Annotated in this window: 13 protein-coding genes and 1 pseudogene; 10 read left to right on the forward strand and 4 right to left on the reverse strand. The window is 45.0% G+C overall.

All coding sequences use genetic code 11. The features are described 5' to 3' along the window. Both L5M17_RS18985 and L5M17_RS18990 read right to left on the reverse strand, forming a co-directional pair. Positions 1–180, reverse strand: a 180-nt coding sequence (locus tag L5M17_RS18985) for a transposase (RefSeq protein WP_263148842.1), incomplete at its 3' end; no start/stop codon positions are given. 290 nt (positions 181–470) lie between these two features. Continuing rightward, on the reverse strand, positions 471–1,499 hold the full coding sequence (locus L5M17_RS18990) for an IS110-like element ISSba8 family transposase (RefSeq protein ID WP_263138145.1): 1,029 nt from the start codon (positions 1,497–1,499) through the stop codon (positions 471–473). 273 nt (positions 1,500–1,772) lie between these two features. On the opposite strand from L5M17_RS18990, the gene L5M17_RS18995 reads away from it, so the two are divergent. From L5M17_RS18995 to L5M17_RS19015, 5 genes and pseudogenes are all read left to right on the forward strand, one after another. After that, on the forward strand, positions 1,773–2,192 hold the full coding sequence (locus L5M17_RS18995; protein ID WP_011919768.1) for a tetratricopeptide repeat protein: 420 nt from the start codon (positions 1,773–1,775) through the stop codon (positions 2,190–2,192). Positions 2,193–2,326: 134 nt separating this feature from the next. Further along, a pseudogene (locus L5M17_RS19000) lies at positions 2,327–2,539 on the forward strand (IS6 family transposase); the annotation flags it as partial. A gap of 53 nt (positions 2,540–2,592) precedes the next feature. Next, complete coding sequence (locus L5M17_RS19005; RefSeq protein ID WP_263148844.1) at positions 2,593–3,285, forward strand: IS6 family transposase; 693 nt, start codon at positions 2,593–2,595, stop codon at positions 3,283–3,285. A 442-nt stretch (positions 3,286–3,727) separates the two neighbouring features. Beyond that, entirely contained in the window at positions 3,728–4,702 is a 975-nt protein-coding gene (locus L5M17_RS19010) for a DUF1852 domain-containing protein (protein ID WP_263148846.1), read from the forward strand. Between the two features lie 55 nt (positions 4,703–4,757). Further along, on the forward strand, positions 4,758–5,822 hold the full coding sequence (locus tag L5M17_RS19015; protein ID WP_263148847.1) for a methionine synthase: 1,065 nt from the start codon (positions 4,758–4,760) through the stop codon (positions 5,820–5,822). A gap of 169 nt (positions 5,823–5,991) precedes the next feature. On the opposite strand, the gene L5M17_RS19020 is transcribed toward L5M17_RS19015, so the two are convergent. Both L5M17_RS19020 and aguA read right to left on the reverse strand, forming a co-directional pair. Beyond that, positions 5,992–7,698 carry an amidase gene (locus L5M17_RS19020; RefSeq protein ID WP_263148849.1) on the reverse strand — a complete coding sequence of 569 codons (1,707 nt, stop codon included), beginning with the start codon at positions 7,696–7,698 and terminating at the stop codon, positions 5,992–5,994. Between the two features lie 73 nt (positions 7,699–7,771). After that, positions 7,772–8,884 carry an agmatine deiminase gene (gene aguA / locus L5M17_RS19025; RefSeq protein ID WP_263148850.1) on the reverse strand — a complete coding sequence of 371 codons (1,113 nt, stop codon included), beginning with the start codon at positions 8,882–8,884 and terminating at the stop codon, positions 7,772–7,774. Positions 8,885–9,426: 542 nt separating this feature from the next. Here aguA and mazG point away from each other — a divergent pair. From mazG to ispD, 5 genes are all read left to right on the forward strand, one after another. Further along, a complete protein-coding gene (mazG, locus tag L5M17_RS19030; RefSeq protein ID WP_263148851.1) occupies positions 9,427–10,323 on the forward strand; it encodes a nucleoside triphosphate pyrophosphohydrolase in 897 nt (298 codons plus the stop codon). Between the two features lie 116 nt (positions 10,324–10,439). Beyond that, positions 10,440–12,077 (forward strand): CTP synthase, encoded by a 1,638-nt coding sequence (locus L5M17_RS19035; RefSeq protein ID WP_012587102.1) that lies wholly within the window; start codon positions 10,440–10,442, stop codon positions 12,075–12,077. Between the two features lie 229 nt (positions 12,078–12,306). Further along, entirely contained in the window at positions 12,307–13,602 is a 1,296-nt protein-coding gene (eno, locus tag L5M17_RS19040; RefSeq protein WP_105251763.1) for a phosphopyruvate hydratase, read from the forward strand. A gap of 99 nt (positions 13,603–13,701) precedes the next feature. Next, positions 13,702–14,001 (forward strand): cell division protein FtsB, encoded by a 300-nt coding sequence (gene ftsB / locus L5M17_RS19045; protein ID WP_105253074.1) that lies wholly within the window; start codon positions 13,702–13,704, stop codon positions 13,999–14,001. Positions 14,002–14,013: 12 nt separating this feature from the next. Then, a complete protein-coding gene (gene ispD, locus L5M17_RS19050) occupies positions 14,014–14,805 on the forward strand; it encodes a 2-C-methyl-D-erythritol 4-phosphate cytidylyltransferase (protein ID WP_212601489.1) in 792 nt (263 codons plus the stop codon). The last annotated feature ends 2 nt before the right edge of the window (positions 14,806–14,807 follow it).

Here is a 14,807-nt window from a genome sequence, read left to right on the forward strand (position 1 = left end):
TGCTTTTGGTGTGCCACCCTGGCGTTCTAGTTTTAACTGTCTCACCCATTTATCCATAGTGGACTTACCAACGTTCATCGCCTTTGCAGCTTCGATGATGCTATGGTTTTTATCGAGGACTAATTGGGCTGCTTCAAGTTTGAATTCAGCACTAAATGTTTTTCTGGTTGTCGATCTCATGTGTTCACCTAAAGTCATCTACGAGGTAATAATATCACCTCTATTTAGGTGGCCAAAATTAGTGTGCCATATATGGACGCCTCAGCTTTTACAACACCGTTGAATGATTGGTTCACTACCATATATTCGGCGTCTAAATAGGCTTTTTTACCCGCGCCATGATGTAAATCCGAAACCTATTACCTTATCACTACATCGGCATTTAATGCCTTGGCACAGTCAGGCTCTAATAGGTACGGTTGACCGTTTATTCATCAGTGCATGTAAACTGTTACGTGATACTTAACGTCTTACGCAAACGCTTTATTAACGTCGAAATTATCGTTACTCGTGAGGATCCGCCATCCTATACGCGCTATTTTATTGGCCAATGCGACAACGGCTTTGTGTCGACCTTGCCTTAACGCAAGTGCATTAAACCATCGCCCAAGTCTATCATCATGTTTGCTCGCAAATCGGCCAACGGCTCTGGCGCCGTGGATGAGTAAAACACGTAGTTCTGAGCTGCCATTTTTCGTGATCGATCCTAGTCGAACTTTTCCACCAGAACTCGATTGCGATGGCACTAAGCCACACCATGCAGATAATTGCCGGCCATTTTTAAATTGATGACCCGAACCTAATTCACTCATAAAGCTTGCTGTGACTAATGGTCCAAAGCCAGGGATCGACAGCAATGCATTGTAGCGAGGTTGGATTTGACATAGCGCTTTAATGTCGCGCTCGATTTGATTAATTCTCTCATTTAAAACACATAAATCTTCATATAAAAATTTTAACAGGTAATGAAGCGTATGAGACAGTTCATGCTCATTATTTGCTAAAATACGGCTAAGTGACGCTTGTAATTGCAACCTGCCGACAGAGAAGATCACACCAGACTCGCTCGCTAGGCTTCGAATTTGATTGACCATGGCGGTTCGATTTTGAACGAGACGACTACGTACACAACGTAATGCTTTAATGTCTTGTTGCTCAACAGTTTTAACTGGAACCATGTGGATATTAGGTCTGAAAACCGCTTCGCATATAGCGAGGGCATCGTTGGCATCATTCTTTTGGTTTGCAACAAATGGCTTAACATGTTGAGCAGGGATCAATTGCACTTGATAACCAAGAGCTTGAAATTGTCTTCCCCAGTAATGCGCCGTACCACAGGCCTCCATAGCAATAAGGCTACCTTCGGGGAATTGTCTAATTTTATCGAGCAGCTTGTTTCTGTTAACCTTTTTGTTACTCATGACAGAGTTATCCATAAGACAAACACAAACTTGAAAAACATTTTTGGCTAAATCGATACCAATAACTTTAATATCCATGATGGAAACCTCCAGAACTATTTGTCAGCTTTAAGCTTGGCATAATACTGCAAGCTTAGGTGCTGAGGCGTCCATCACATCACTACACATAGAGTCGATGCAGTAAGTTGGTGGAACAGTACCGGAAGAGGATATGGAGCAAGACCTCCTGAGGTTAGAAACTGGATGCTGGACTCAAATAACTATTACCTTGATCATTACTCTATAAACAGATCGCAAGGTGCTATGTTAGGGCAAACATATTTAAAGCCATTGATTTAAAACGAGGTTCTTATGGGTGGCATTGAATCTGAAATTGTTAAAAAAATCGAGCTTGGGAATTCCTTTGAAGATAAGGGGGATTTTAACAAAGCATTGGAGGTTTATTTTTCGGCATTAACTGATATAGAAGATGCCATTGTTGATAAATATAAATCGGAAGAGGCTCGGTGGTTAATTTCATGCATATGTGGTGTGTATTTCTTAAAAAAAGAATATCTTGAGGCAAAGAAGTGGGCTCTTGAGATATTTAAATATAACATTCCTGAGTATGGAACGTCAGAGCTAATTGATTTAGGGGTAATATATTTCGAGCTGGAAGATAAGGATAATGCTTTTGAGTGTTTTTCAAAAGCATATGCAAGAGGGAAAGGCAGAGCCTTTCAAGGCTATAACAAAAAATATTTTGATTTTTTTAAATCGTATAAAAAATAGGGTAATGCCTCCAATCAGTTGAAATGGTGCCTTTCGATAAAGGCACCAATCACTTTCTCGGGTACTGTCGCAAAGTTGACGTTAAGAGTTTCATGGTGGATGATCTTCGAATATGAATTTGGAGCATCCACAGCATGACACTCAATTTTTCGGGACGGCATTATCCATCAGATATCATCATGCTGGCACTTCGCTATTACCTTGCTTATAAGCTTAGCTACCGTGATATTGAGGAAATCTTCGCTGAGCGTAATATCCACTTTGACCACTCAACCTTAAACCGTTGGGTTATTAAATACGTGCCACAACTTGAAGCTAAGTTCAGAGCAAAAAAGCGGGTTCTGTCGCAAACTGAGGAACGAGTTTATCATGAGCGATGCTCTCTTAACTAACATCATCAATGTCGCTAAACTTTTCTGGACGCCATTTCCCAACAGATATCATCATGCAAGCCCTACGATATCACCTGGCCTATAAACTGAGTTACCGTGAAATTGAGGAGATGTTCGCTGATCGTAATATCCATTTTGACCACTCAACACTGAACCGTTGGGTTATCAAATATGCGCCGCAACTCGAAGCCGTATTCAGGAAGAGAAAGCGTCGAGTATCAGGGGCGTGGCGAATGGACGAAACCTACATAAAGATTAAAGGTCGCTGGGTTTACTATTATCGCGCCGTGGATAAATACGGTGCTATTATTGATTTTTATTTGAGTGAGACCCGTGATGAACCTGCTGCTCGGGCGTTTTTCAATAAAGCTATCAACCAACATGGCTTACCTGAAAAGGTCGTCATTGATCAAAGTGGGGCGAATGCTGCGGCATTAGACACCATTAATATTCGTCTTTGGCTGTCTGGTTGCATGTTGTTTATGATTGAGGTTTTAGCCATAAAATATCTGAATAATATTGTTGAGCAAAGTCATCGAAAAGTGAAAGGTAAAATGCATCAATGTTTGGGTTGGAAGTCTTGGGAAGGTGCCGAATCAACGCTTGCTGGCGTTGAACTTTGGTTCATGATAAAGCAAGGGCAAATGAACACCACCGAAAAGATGAAACCATGGGAACAATTTTATTCTTTAGCCGCATAATTGTATCTGAGGGATCTTGCGCCCTCAAATCTTAGCTGCAAGCTCTCAGTTTGCGACAGAACCAAATATGTGTAATCGGCTATTACAAGCCGGCTCTAGGAGAACTAACTCGAAAACATATTGCTGCTCCTGCTTTTCCCTATCCCAAGTTCAGGTTAATCTACAAAGCCATGTTAATTGATCATGAATATGGCTCATGTTGTATGTGAAATAAAACCGTTTTTGTTCATGTGCCGAACCACGTATAAATGACTCCAAGCGAAATATTAGACAAGCTTGAAGTTGCACACTAGCTAAGCCATCAGGACTTAAGTCATCGGCACTTAAGTTAAATAGAACCTCAGACAGAACACGAATAATGTCTATCAGAGTCGGGTCGAGAAGCTAGAAGCGCAGGGCATAAACTCAGGTTTGAAATCAGACAATGGGATACTGGATCACTATGAATAAGCATTTTACATTTACGATTAACAGCATTTGTCTTGATGAAAATTATCATCCCTCAGACAAGACGCGTATCACGACCAACTTTGCTAATTTGGCCAGAGGAAGTCATCGCCAAGCGAACTTACGCAACGCGTTAAAGATGATTGATAACAGTTTTAATGCCTTAGCGCATTGGGATAACCCTAAAGGCGATCGTTATACTGTCGAACTTGAAATTATCTCCGTTAATTTGGATATTGACGGCAGCGGTCAAACCTTCCCATCGATTGAAGTTTTGAAAACCAATATTGTTGATCATAAAACCAATAAACGTATTGAAGGTATTGTCGGCAATAACTTTTCATCTTATGTACGCGATTATGACTTTAGCGTGTTACTGGCAGAACATAATAAGGGCCAAGCCAAATTTAGTATTCCAGATGATTTTGGTGGTCTACATGGCAAGCTATTTCAGTCTTTTGTTAATTCTGATGCTTATAAACAGAATTTTAATAAGCCACCGGTTATCTGTCTCAGTGTGTCGGATAATAAAACCTACCATAGAATTGAGAATCAGCATCCCGTATTAGGGGGTGAATATCAGCCAAATGAATCGTCTTTAACTGAGCAATATTTCAAAAAAATGGGCTTACAGGTGCGCTATTTTATGCCACCAAATAGTGTGGCGCCTTTAGCTTTTTATTTCTTTGGTGATTTACTCAATGATTACACCCATCTTGAGTTGATAAGCACCATCAGCACTATGGGAACTTTTCAAAAAATCTATCGCCCTGAGATTTATAATGCCAATGCTGTTGCAGGAAAATGCTATCAACCTAATTTGAAAAACTTGGATCATTCACTGACTCAAATTGTTTATGACCGAGCTGAACGTAGCCAATTGGCGAATGAGCAAGGCAAATTTGCAGCGGAGCACTTTATCAAACCATATCAAACGTTTTTTGAACAATGGTCTGCTAATTACGATTAGTTGCTCTGAGCCTAATCGTCACGCTCAATAATTAACCCAATACGGCATCATTATTATGACAACACGACTTAATAAAACATCGCTTAACCAGACACTGTTACCGACTTCAACTGCGGGCAGTTTGCCTAAACCTTTATGGCTTGCAGAGCCTGAAACACTTTGGTCTCCATGGAAATTGCAAGGAGAGGAATTAATTACCGGTAAACACGATGCACTGCGTTTGTCATTACAGGATCAACAGCTAGCGGGGATTGATATTGTCAGTGATGGCGAGCAAACGCGGCAACATTTTGTCACTACCTTTATTGAGCACTTCAACGGCGTTGATTTTTCAAAACGTAAAATCGTTAAAATTCGTGATCGCTATGATGCAAGCGTGCCCACGGTTGTCGGCCCAGTGAGCCGCCAAAAGTCGGTGTTTGTTGAAGATGCCAAATTTTTACGCAAGCAAACCACGCAACCGATTAAATGGGCGCTGCCTGGCCCAATGACCATGATAGATACGCTTTATGATGACCATTATAAAAGTCGCGAAAAGCTCGCTTGGGAATTTGCCAAAATTCTTAATGAGGAAGCCAAAGAATTAGAAGCGGCGGGTGTTGATATTATCCAATTTGATGAGCCTGCTTTTAATGTGTTTTTTGATGAGGTAAACGATTGGGGCATTGCGTGTTTAGAAAGAGCCATTGAAGGGCTTAAATGCGAAACTGCGGTACATATTTGTTATGGTTATGGCATCAAAGCCAATACAGATTGGAAAAAAACCTTGGGCTCAGAGTGGCGCCAATATGAAGAAGTGTTTCCTAAACTGCAAAAATCGAATATCGATATTATCTCGCTAGAATGTCACAACTCCCATGTGCCAATGGAGCTACTTGAACTCATTCGCGGTAAGAAAGTCATGGTCGGCGCGATTGATGTTGCCACCGACACGATTGAAACCGCAGAGGAAGTCGCTGACACCCTACGAAAAGCCCTTAAATTTGTCGATGCCGACAAGCTTTATCCTTGTACCAACTGTGGTATGACGCCTTTATCTCATCAAATCGCAAGAGGCAAACTCAACGCCTTAAGTGCAGGCGCAGAGATCGTCAGAAAAGAACTCTTGGCATTAAGATAAGACGTGTTAAGTGTTGCTGTTTTTTTTACAGCAGCATGTTTTATAGCAGCATGAATCCAGCTTTGTTGAAAGGGTATCGACGTCGGTATTAAAAAAAACGGGATTGGCAAATTGATGCCAATCCCGTTTTCATTTTTAAGCTCATGCATTTAGTGCTTGGGCTTAGCGCTTATTCGCCAAGCTTTGGTGTACGTGGCGGGATCATGCGCCTGTCACCTGTTGACTCAAATGCACCTGCAAATTTAAGCAGGTTATTATCGTCATAGGCGCGACCGGCGAAGGTCAAACCGACTGGCATGCCAATATCGGCCATCACGCCCATAGGCACAGTCACAGTCGGCACGCCTAAATGGCGAATCGCAAGGTTTCCGTTAGCGACCCAAACTCCGTTGCTCCAAGCTATATCGGCTGAAGCCGGATTCACATGGGCATCGGCAGGGCCCACATCTGCCACGGTTGGGAACAGCACGGCATCAAGCTTTAGCCCGTCCATCCAGTCTTCGAGATCTAGCTTACGCGTCTTCTCTAAGCCACGCAGACCATCGGGAATACTGTCGATCTGGTCATAGGATTTAAGACCACGCTTAGCCATGTTGACGTACTCTTCCATGCCTGCCGCTAAGTCACCTTCACGGTTAGGCAAGGTGCCCAAGTCGTGGGGGAAAATCAGATAGCCGTTAACATCTTCAAGCTTGTTGAGTTTAGGGTCATTGTTAGCACGCAGGAATTCATCGAATGCCCAACCTGAGAGTTCCCATAATTCATCATGGAGGAATTGAGGCGTGACGATACCGCGGTTAAACACTGTCGGCGCACCTGGGCGGTCGCCTTCACAATTTGATACCAGCGGGAAATCCACTTCAATCACTTCGGCGCCAGCGGCTTCTAAGGCTTTACGAGCCGCTTCCCATAGATCGATAACCGATTGGCGGGTATGAATACGTTGACCCGTTGGGCCGCCAATGCCCGGATTTTCGCTGGTGCCCGCCAATTCATCTTTATTGATGTACATGCGCGGCACACCAAAACGCTTACCCTTAAGTGTGTCTGCGCTAGCGGCCAGCGCCAGATAAGATTCTGGGCGAACTGTCGATGCTTTAGGGATTTGTACCCAAGGTTGCAGACGCCAGAGATCGCCACGGGTGATAGGATCGTCGGCCACAATCACATCCAGCACTTCAAGCATATCCGCCATAGTGCGAGTATAGGGCACGACGACATCCATGGTCGGCGTTAACGGCCAGTTACCGCGCACGGAAATCACGCCGCGAGACGGAGTGTAAGCACACAAACCGTTATTGGACGCAGGACCTCGACCGCTTGACCAAGTTTCTTCGGCAAGACCGAAAGCCGAATAACTTGCCGCCGTGCCTGTGCCCGCCCCATTGGAAGAGCCCGAAGCGAATGGTGCAGTAAGATACTCAGCATTGTATGGGCTTTCAGCGCGGCCATAGTGACCTCGCTGCATGCCGCCATTTGCCATGGGTGGCATATTGGTTTTGCCTAGGCAAATGGCACCCGCGGCGCGTAGGCGCTCAACGGCAAAGGCATCGTACTGGGCCACTAAATCTTTAAATGCTGGGCTGCCAGACGCCGCCGTCAGCCCCTTCACCAAATAGCTATCTTTGGCGGTATACGGAATACCCTCAAGTGGGCTTAAGGTTTCACCACGGGCGCGGCGCGCATCTGAGGCTTCGGCTTCTTTCAGCGCATCGGGATTGTGTACCACTAACGCATTGAGCTTAGTCTTTGTCGCAGGGCCGTCATACGCCTCAACCCGCGCGAGATACGACTTAACCAACTCCACTGCGGTGGTGTGGCCAGATTCGAGCGCAGCACGCAGCTCGGCAATGGAAACTTCAGTGACTTCAAACATCTTGCGCCCTCCCGCAGAAAGCCAATTGTGGTGTAATAACAGTGACATCAATCGTCATGCTGTTCTCCTTGGGTTACTTTCCAGCAGGGATTTGCTGAGTAATACAATGGATATTGCCGCCACCTAATAAAATCTCACGGGTTGGCACACCCACAATCTCATGCTCTGGGAAGATTTCCTGCAGTTTTTGGGCGGCGATATCATCGGTTGCAGGGTCAAGCAGTGGGAACACGATGCGATTATTGGTGATTAAAAAGTTCACATAAGAACCGGCTAAACGCTCACCCGCCGTGCGTGGCACGCCAGTGCCTTCGGTCACACCTTTTGATTCTTCTTCGGTGCAATACAGCGGCCCCGGTTGTGGCAATAGATGGATTTTTAACTTACGGCCTTTGGCATCCACGGTATTTTGCAAGACCTCTAGCGCCGCTTTTGAGCGTGGATATTGTGGATCAGTCTCATCATCGGTCCAGTGCAGAATGACTTCACCAGGACGGGCAAAACAGCACATATTGTCGATATGACCATCGGTCTCATCCATATACACGCCATCTTGCAACCAGATAAACTGCTTAACATTCAAATAGTCACGCAGTAAGTCTTCAATCTGTTCTTTTGTCAGTTCAGGGTTACGGTTGGCATTGAGTAAACATTCTGCACTCGTCATACAGGTGCCTTCACCATCGACATGGATGGAGCCACCTTCGAGGATCAGCGGCGCGCTGTAACGGGCAAAACCATGCTGCGCAAGCATTTGCTGCGCGACTTGCTCGTCCTTATCCCATGGGAAGTACAAACCACCGTTATGGCCGCCCCAAGCATTAAAACCCCAGTCAACACCACGGCATTCGCCATTATCATTCACAACTACGGTTGGCCCTGTATCGCGAGCCCAGCAATCGTTACTGTCCATTTCAACCAAGGTGACGTGCGATGGCATCACTTTTTGAGCTTCAGCTAAAAAGGCTTTAGGTACACCCATATACACGGGCGTTGCACCACCAATGGCATCGGCCACTTTAGCAAAGGTTGCTTGAGCATAAGCCCCAGCAGAGCGCCAATTATCGGGACGATATGGCCAAATCATCCATACGGCTTGCTGCGCCGCCCATTCGGCGGGCATATAAAAACCATCTTGTGATGGCTTAGTCGTTAACGGCGTGGCATCCACATTCGCGTTTGTCATGAATTTTGTCTCCAGTAATGCTCAAATCTATAAGGGAGTACGCCCCATTTTGGGCGACAGAATAGAAATACACCTAACATAATCAAATAAATCGAATGACCGTATTTATCACGCTGCGCTCATTACGAGCATTTATCACATGCATTCATCACATGTATAGTTAGGCCGAAATTGTTAGGTCTTCACTCAGTGAGTTTTAGCTTCATTGAAATATTGCTGCGTATCTTATCATTTAAGATGGCTTGCGCTAAATACTTGTATGCAGGACATAGATGAGAATTTATTGGGTCGTTAAATCGTCGATTTATTGCTCTTTGGGTGAATTTCACCACTACATGGCGCGAATGCACTTTTAGTTAAAATAAGACCTATTAAATAAGAACCCTAAGATCTGATCTCAGCATCAAAATAGCGCTTTTATTTTACCTCGCTTATCATCGCGTTATTATAGCCTTTTACTAACAAGCACTGCTGAGGCGTATTCTTTTTGTTCATCCTCAGTATTTAGCCTGTTTTAGCATTTATCTTTAAAGGAGGTAAGCATGACTTCCCACACTGCGCCATTAACTTCATTTTCAACCACGGAACCTTCTACAACGGGATTTTCTATAACAGATGTTGAGCCGCTGCTTAACATTATGGAAAAACTGCGTGATCCGCACACGGGTTGCCCGTGGGATAAAGCACAAACCTTTCAAACCATAGTGCCTTTTACTTTAGAGGAAGCCTATGAAGTTGCCGATACCATAGAGCGTTTAGCCTGGGATGAGTTGCCCGATGAACTTGGGGATTTATTATTTCAAATCGTATTTTATTGTCAGCTCGGTAAAGAGCAGGGGCTGTTTGATTTTGCCACAGTGATTGAGAAAATCAGCGACAAGTTGACCCGCCGTCATCCCCATGTGTTTGGCGAACAAAATCCGCAAATAGGCGATAGCGCCCAAGCAATGAAAGCCAATTGGGAGGCGATAAAAGCGACTGAGCGTGAACAAAAGGCCCAGCAAGTGGCGGGTAAAACCCAAACTGATACAGTGGTTTCTGCGTTAGACAATATTCCGCGTACCCAACCTGCGCTGTCGCGCTCAATCAAAATTCAGCAAAGGGTGGCGCGAGTCGGTTTCGATTGGGCCGAACTTGAACCTGTGGTCGCTAAAATCCATGAAGAAATCGATGAAGTCTTGCATGAAGTGAATCAAGACGAGCAAGACCAAGCTAAAGTGCAGTCCGAAATGGGCGACTTGCTGTTTGCCGTGGTGAATTTAGCTCGCCATCTTAAGGTCGATCCAGAACAAGCGTTGCGCCAAGCTAACCTTAAATTTGAACGCCGTTTTCGCGGTGTAGAACAGTTGGCGAGTGACAGCGGTAAAAGCATGGAAGAGCACACATTAATGGAGCTCGATGCCTATTGGGACCAAGTAAAAGCGATGGAGACGAGATAAACGGCAAATTATCCCGATTGGTGTTTGTCGAATCGCGCCGCCTTTGGTATACTACTGCCCCGTCCTAGTGCTTTCTTACAAGCACGTATTTTCAAACTCATTTTCTCAGGTTCAGCATGACTACAAGGTATATCTTCGTTACTGGTGGCGTTGTTTCATCACTAGGTAAAGGCATTGCAGCAGCATCATTAGCTGCAATTTTAGAGGCCCGCGGTCTCAATGTAACCATCATGAAACTGGACCCTTACATTAACGTTGATCCGGGTACCATGAGCCCAACCCAACATGGCGAAGTATTTGTTACTGAAGACGGTGCAGAAACAGATCTCGACTTGGGTCACTACGAGCGTTTCATTCGTACTAAGATGAATCGTCGTAACAACTTCACTACCGGTCGTATTTACGAAGAAGTATTACGTAAAGAACGTCGTGGCGATTATTTGGGCGCAACCATTCAGGTTATCCCACACATCACTAATGCGATTAAAGAAAAAGTATTAGCCGGTGGCGAAGGCCATGATGTCGCTATCGTCGAAATCGGCGGTACTGTGGGTGATATCGAATCCTTGCCGTTCCTAGAGTCTATCCGTCAGCTCGGTGTTGAGCTGGGTCGTGATCGTACTCTTTTCATGCATTTAACCTTAGTGCCTTTCTTAGGTGCTGCTGGCGAAGTGAAAACTAAGCCAACTCAACACTCAGTGAAAGAGCTGCGTTCTATCGGTATTGCACCAGATGTGTTGGTTTGCCGTGGTGACCGTGCGATTCCTGCTAATGAAAAAGCCAAAATCTCGCTGTTCTGTAACGTCGAAGAGCGTGCGGTTATTTCATTAAAAGATGTTGATAGTATTTATAAAATCCCAGCTTTGTTACGTTCACAAGGTTTGGATGACTTAGTGGTTAAGCGTTTCGGTTTAGAATGCCGTGAAGCGGATCTGTCTGAGTGGGAAAATGTTATTTATCAAGAAGCTAATCCAAACGGCGAAGTCGTTATTGGTATGGTGGGTAAATACATTGAACTGCCAGATGCCTATAAGTCAGTCAACGAAGCATTAAAACACGCAGGCCTTAAAAACCGCGTATCAGTGACCATCAAGTATATTGATTCACAAACCGTAGAAGCTAAAGGCGAAGAAGTCTTACAGGGCTTAGACGGTATCTTAGTACCAGGCGGTTTTGGCGAGCGTGGTGTTGAAGGTAAGATACTGGCGGCAAAATTTGCCCGTGAAAACAATTTACCGTATTTCGGTATTTGTTTAGGTATGCAAGTTGCCTTGATTGAATTTGCGCGTAATGTTGCAGGTATGGCTGATGCACATTCAACTGAATTCAATAAAGAAACACCGTTCCCAGTGGTGGGTTTGATCACTGAATGGATTGACGAAGAAGGTAATGTTGAGCAGCGCCATGAGGCGTCTGACTTAGGTGGCACTATGCGTTTAGGCGCTCAATTGTGTCATTTACTCGAGGGTTCAAAAGCGGCTCAAGCCTACAAAGGCAACAGCTGTGTAGAACGTCACCGTCACCGTTACGAAGTGAACAACAAATACAGAGAGCGTTTAGAGCAAGCTGGCATGATCTTCAGCGGTTTGTCTTCTGATCGTAAACTGGTGGAAATGATCGAATTAAAAGATCACCCATGGTTTGTTGCAGGTCAATTCCATCCTGAATTCACCTCAACTCCGCGCGATGGTCACCCATTGTTCGAAGGGTTTATTGCTGCGGCAAGTGCGCATCAAAAACGTGACCTGAAGTAAGAATATTTGAGGCCGGACCCGCGACAGTGGGGCCGGCCTTTTGTTACACTCATCAGACTTGAAACATAAGAACTTAATACCTCTGGGTATAAACAGCATGCGTACTAGTTGCATCTGTATGGACGCAAACCGTAAATGGAATTTTGTTATTTTCCGCGGTATGTGACTTCCATTTATTCCCATAGGTATTGGTTTTTTCTTTTATCTTTAAACTTAAATCGAGGGTGTTATGGCTAAGATTATTAACGTGATTGGTCGCGAGATTATGGATTCTCGTGGTAACCCAACTGTTGAAGCCGAAGTGCATTTAGAAGGTGGTTTTGTGGGTATGGCTGCGGCGCCTTCTGGCGCATCTACCGGTAGCCGCGAAGCGTTAGAATTACGTGATGGCGATAAGAGCCGTTATTTAGGCAAAGGCGTATTAACCGCTGTTGCTAACGTAAACGGTGTCATCCGCGCTGCATTATTAGGCAAAGATGCGACGGCACAAGCTGAGCTTGATCAAATCATGATCGACTTAGATGGCACAGAAAACAAAGACAAGTTAGGCGCAAACGCGATTCTGGCTGTGTCTTTAGCGGCTGCTAAAGCAGCTGCAGCATCTAAAGGTATTCCTTTATACGCGCATATCGCTGAATTAAACGGTACACCAGGCCAATATTCTATGCCTGTGCCTATGATGAACATCTTAAACGGTGGCGAGCACGCGGATAACAACGTTGATATCCAAGAATTCATGGTGCAACCTGTTGGCGCGAAAACTTTCCGTGAAGCACTGCGCATGGGCGCTGAAATTTTCCATACGCTGAAAAAAGTATTGCACGACAAAGGCCTAAGCACTTCTGTGGGTGACGAAGGTGGTTTTGCACCTAACTTAGCGTCAAACGCTGATGCGTTAGCCATTATCAAAGAAGCGGTTGAACTGGCTGGTTACAAGTTAGGTACTGATGTGACGTTAGCGCTGGATTGCGCTGCATCTGAATTCTACAAAGACGGCAAATACGATTTAGCGGGCGAAGGCAAAGTCTTCGACTCGAATGGTTTCTCTGATTTCTTAAAATCATTGGCTGACCAATACCCAATCGTGTCTATCGAAGATGGCTTAGACGAATCAGATTGGGATGGTTGGGCTTACCAAACTCAAATCATGGGCGACAAGATCCAATTAGTGGGCGACGATTTATTCGTTACTAACACTAAAATCTTAACCCGTGGTATTGAAAACGGTATTGCTAACTCAATCCTTATCAAGTTTAACCAAATTGGTTCATTGACTGAGACTTTAGCGGCTATTCGTATGGCGAAAGAAGCGGGTTATACCGCCGTGATTTCACACCGTAGTGGTGAGACTGAAGATTCAACCATTGCTGACTTAGCCGTGGGTACTGCTGCTGGTCAAATCAAAACCGGTTCACTGTGTCGTTCTGACCGTGTCGCTAAATACAACCAATTGCTGCGCATCGAAGAGCAATTAGGTGAAAAAGCCCCATACCGTGGTTTGAAAGAGATCAAAGGTCAGGCGTAATTTAATATTTGATGTAAAAAGGCCACCACTTGGTGGCCTTTTTTGTTGTACTATCTGCTGTATATTTTTTTAATCCAAGATACTGACGCTAATTCCTCCATGAAATTTTTTGTCATTGCACTCATAGTGCTACTCGGTGTACTGCAATTCCGTCTTTGGTCGGGAGGTAATAGTCTTCCTGAATATTTCGTTCTGCAAAAACAAATTGCCGCCCAGCAAGAAGGTAACGCCAAACTCAATGAGCGTAACCAAGTGCTGAAGGAAGAAATCATCGATCTGAAAAGTGGTACAGAAGCCATCGAAGAGCGCGCACGTAACGAACTTGGCATGGTTAAAGAAGGCGAGACCTTCTATCGCGTCGTGGGTGGTGAGCGCTCGGTATCGAGTCCATCTCAGTAATATGGAGTTAGGATGACAGAGCTAGGACATTTAGATCTTGGATTAAATGAACAATCCAATCCCGATAGCCAATCTGATCTGGTAACACAAATTGAATTGCAGCGCCAAGCTGAGCATGTCACTCAAGCTGTGGTTGCCATCGTTCCAGCTGCGGGCATAGGTAGCCGTATGGGCGCCGACAGACCTAAGCAATATCTTGAGGTGTGCGGCCAGAGTATTCTTGCTCATACCTTAGATAAGCTCTTGTCCCATCCGCACATTTCTCAAGTGATCGTCGCCTTACATTCGAACGATACTATCTTCGATACCTTGCCACAGGCCGTGCACCCCAAATTGATTACAGTATTAGGTGGCGGTGAGCGCGCTGATTCTGTGTTGGCGGCGCTGCAAATTGCGCCCGAGCACAGTTGGGCCTTAGTGCATGATGCGGCAAGACCTTGTTTAACCGCGACAGATATCGACAAGTTACTCGCATCCAGAGTGCAATTTCCCCAAGGTGCTATTTTGGCAATGCCTGTACGCGATACCATGAAGCGCGCGAATAAACAGGGTGAAATCAGTGCCACTGTGTGTCGCGATAATTTATGGCATGCATTGACGCCGCAGTTATTTCCAGCGCAGCAATTAAAAAATTACCTCAATGCGGCTCTGGCTGCAGGTGCGGTAGTCACAGATGAGGCTTCGGCGATGGAATGGGCGGGGATATCACCCGGACTCGTTTCTGGCCGTGCTGATAATATAAAAGTAACGCATCCCGACGATTTAGGGCTAGCCGAACTGTTTTTGATGCGTGCCGTTAAATAGTC

Origin of the sequence: Shewanella sp. SW24, from assembly GCF_025653395.1 — a bacterium.
Lineage (GTDB): Bacteria > Pseudomonadota > Gammaproteobacteria > Enterobacterales > Shewanellaceae > Shewanella > Shewanella oncorhynchi.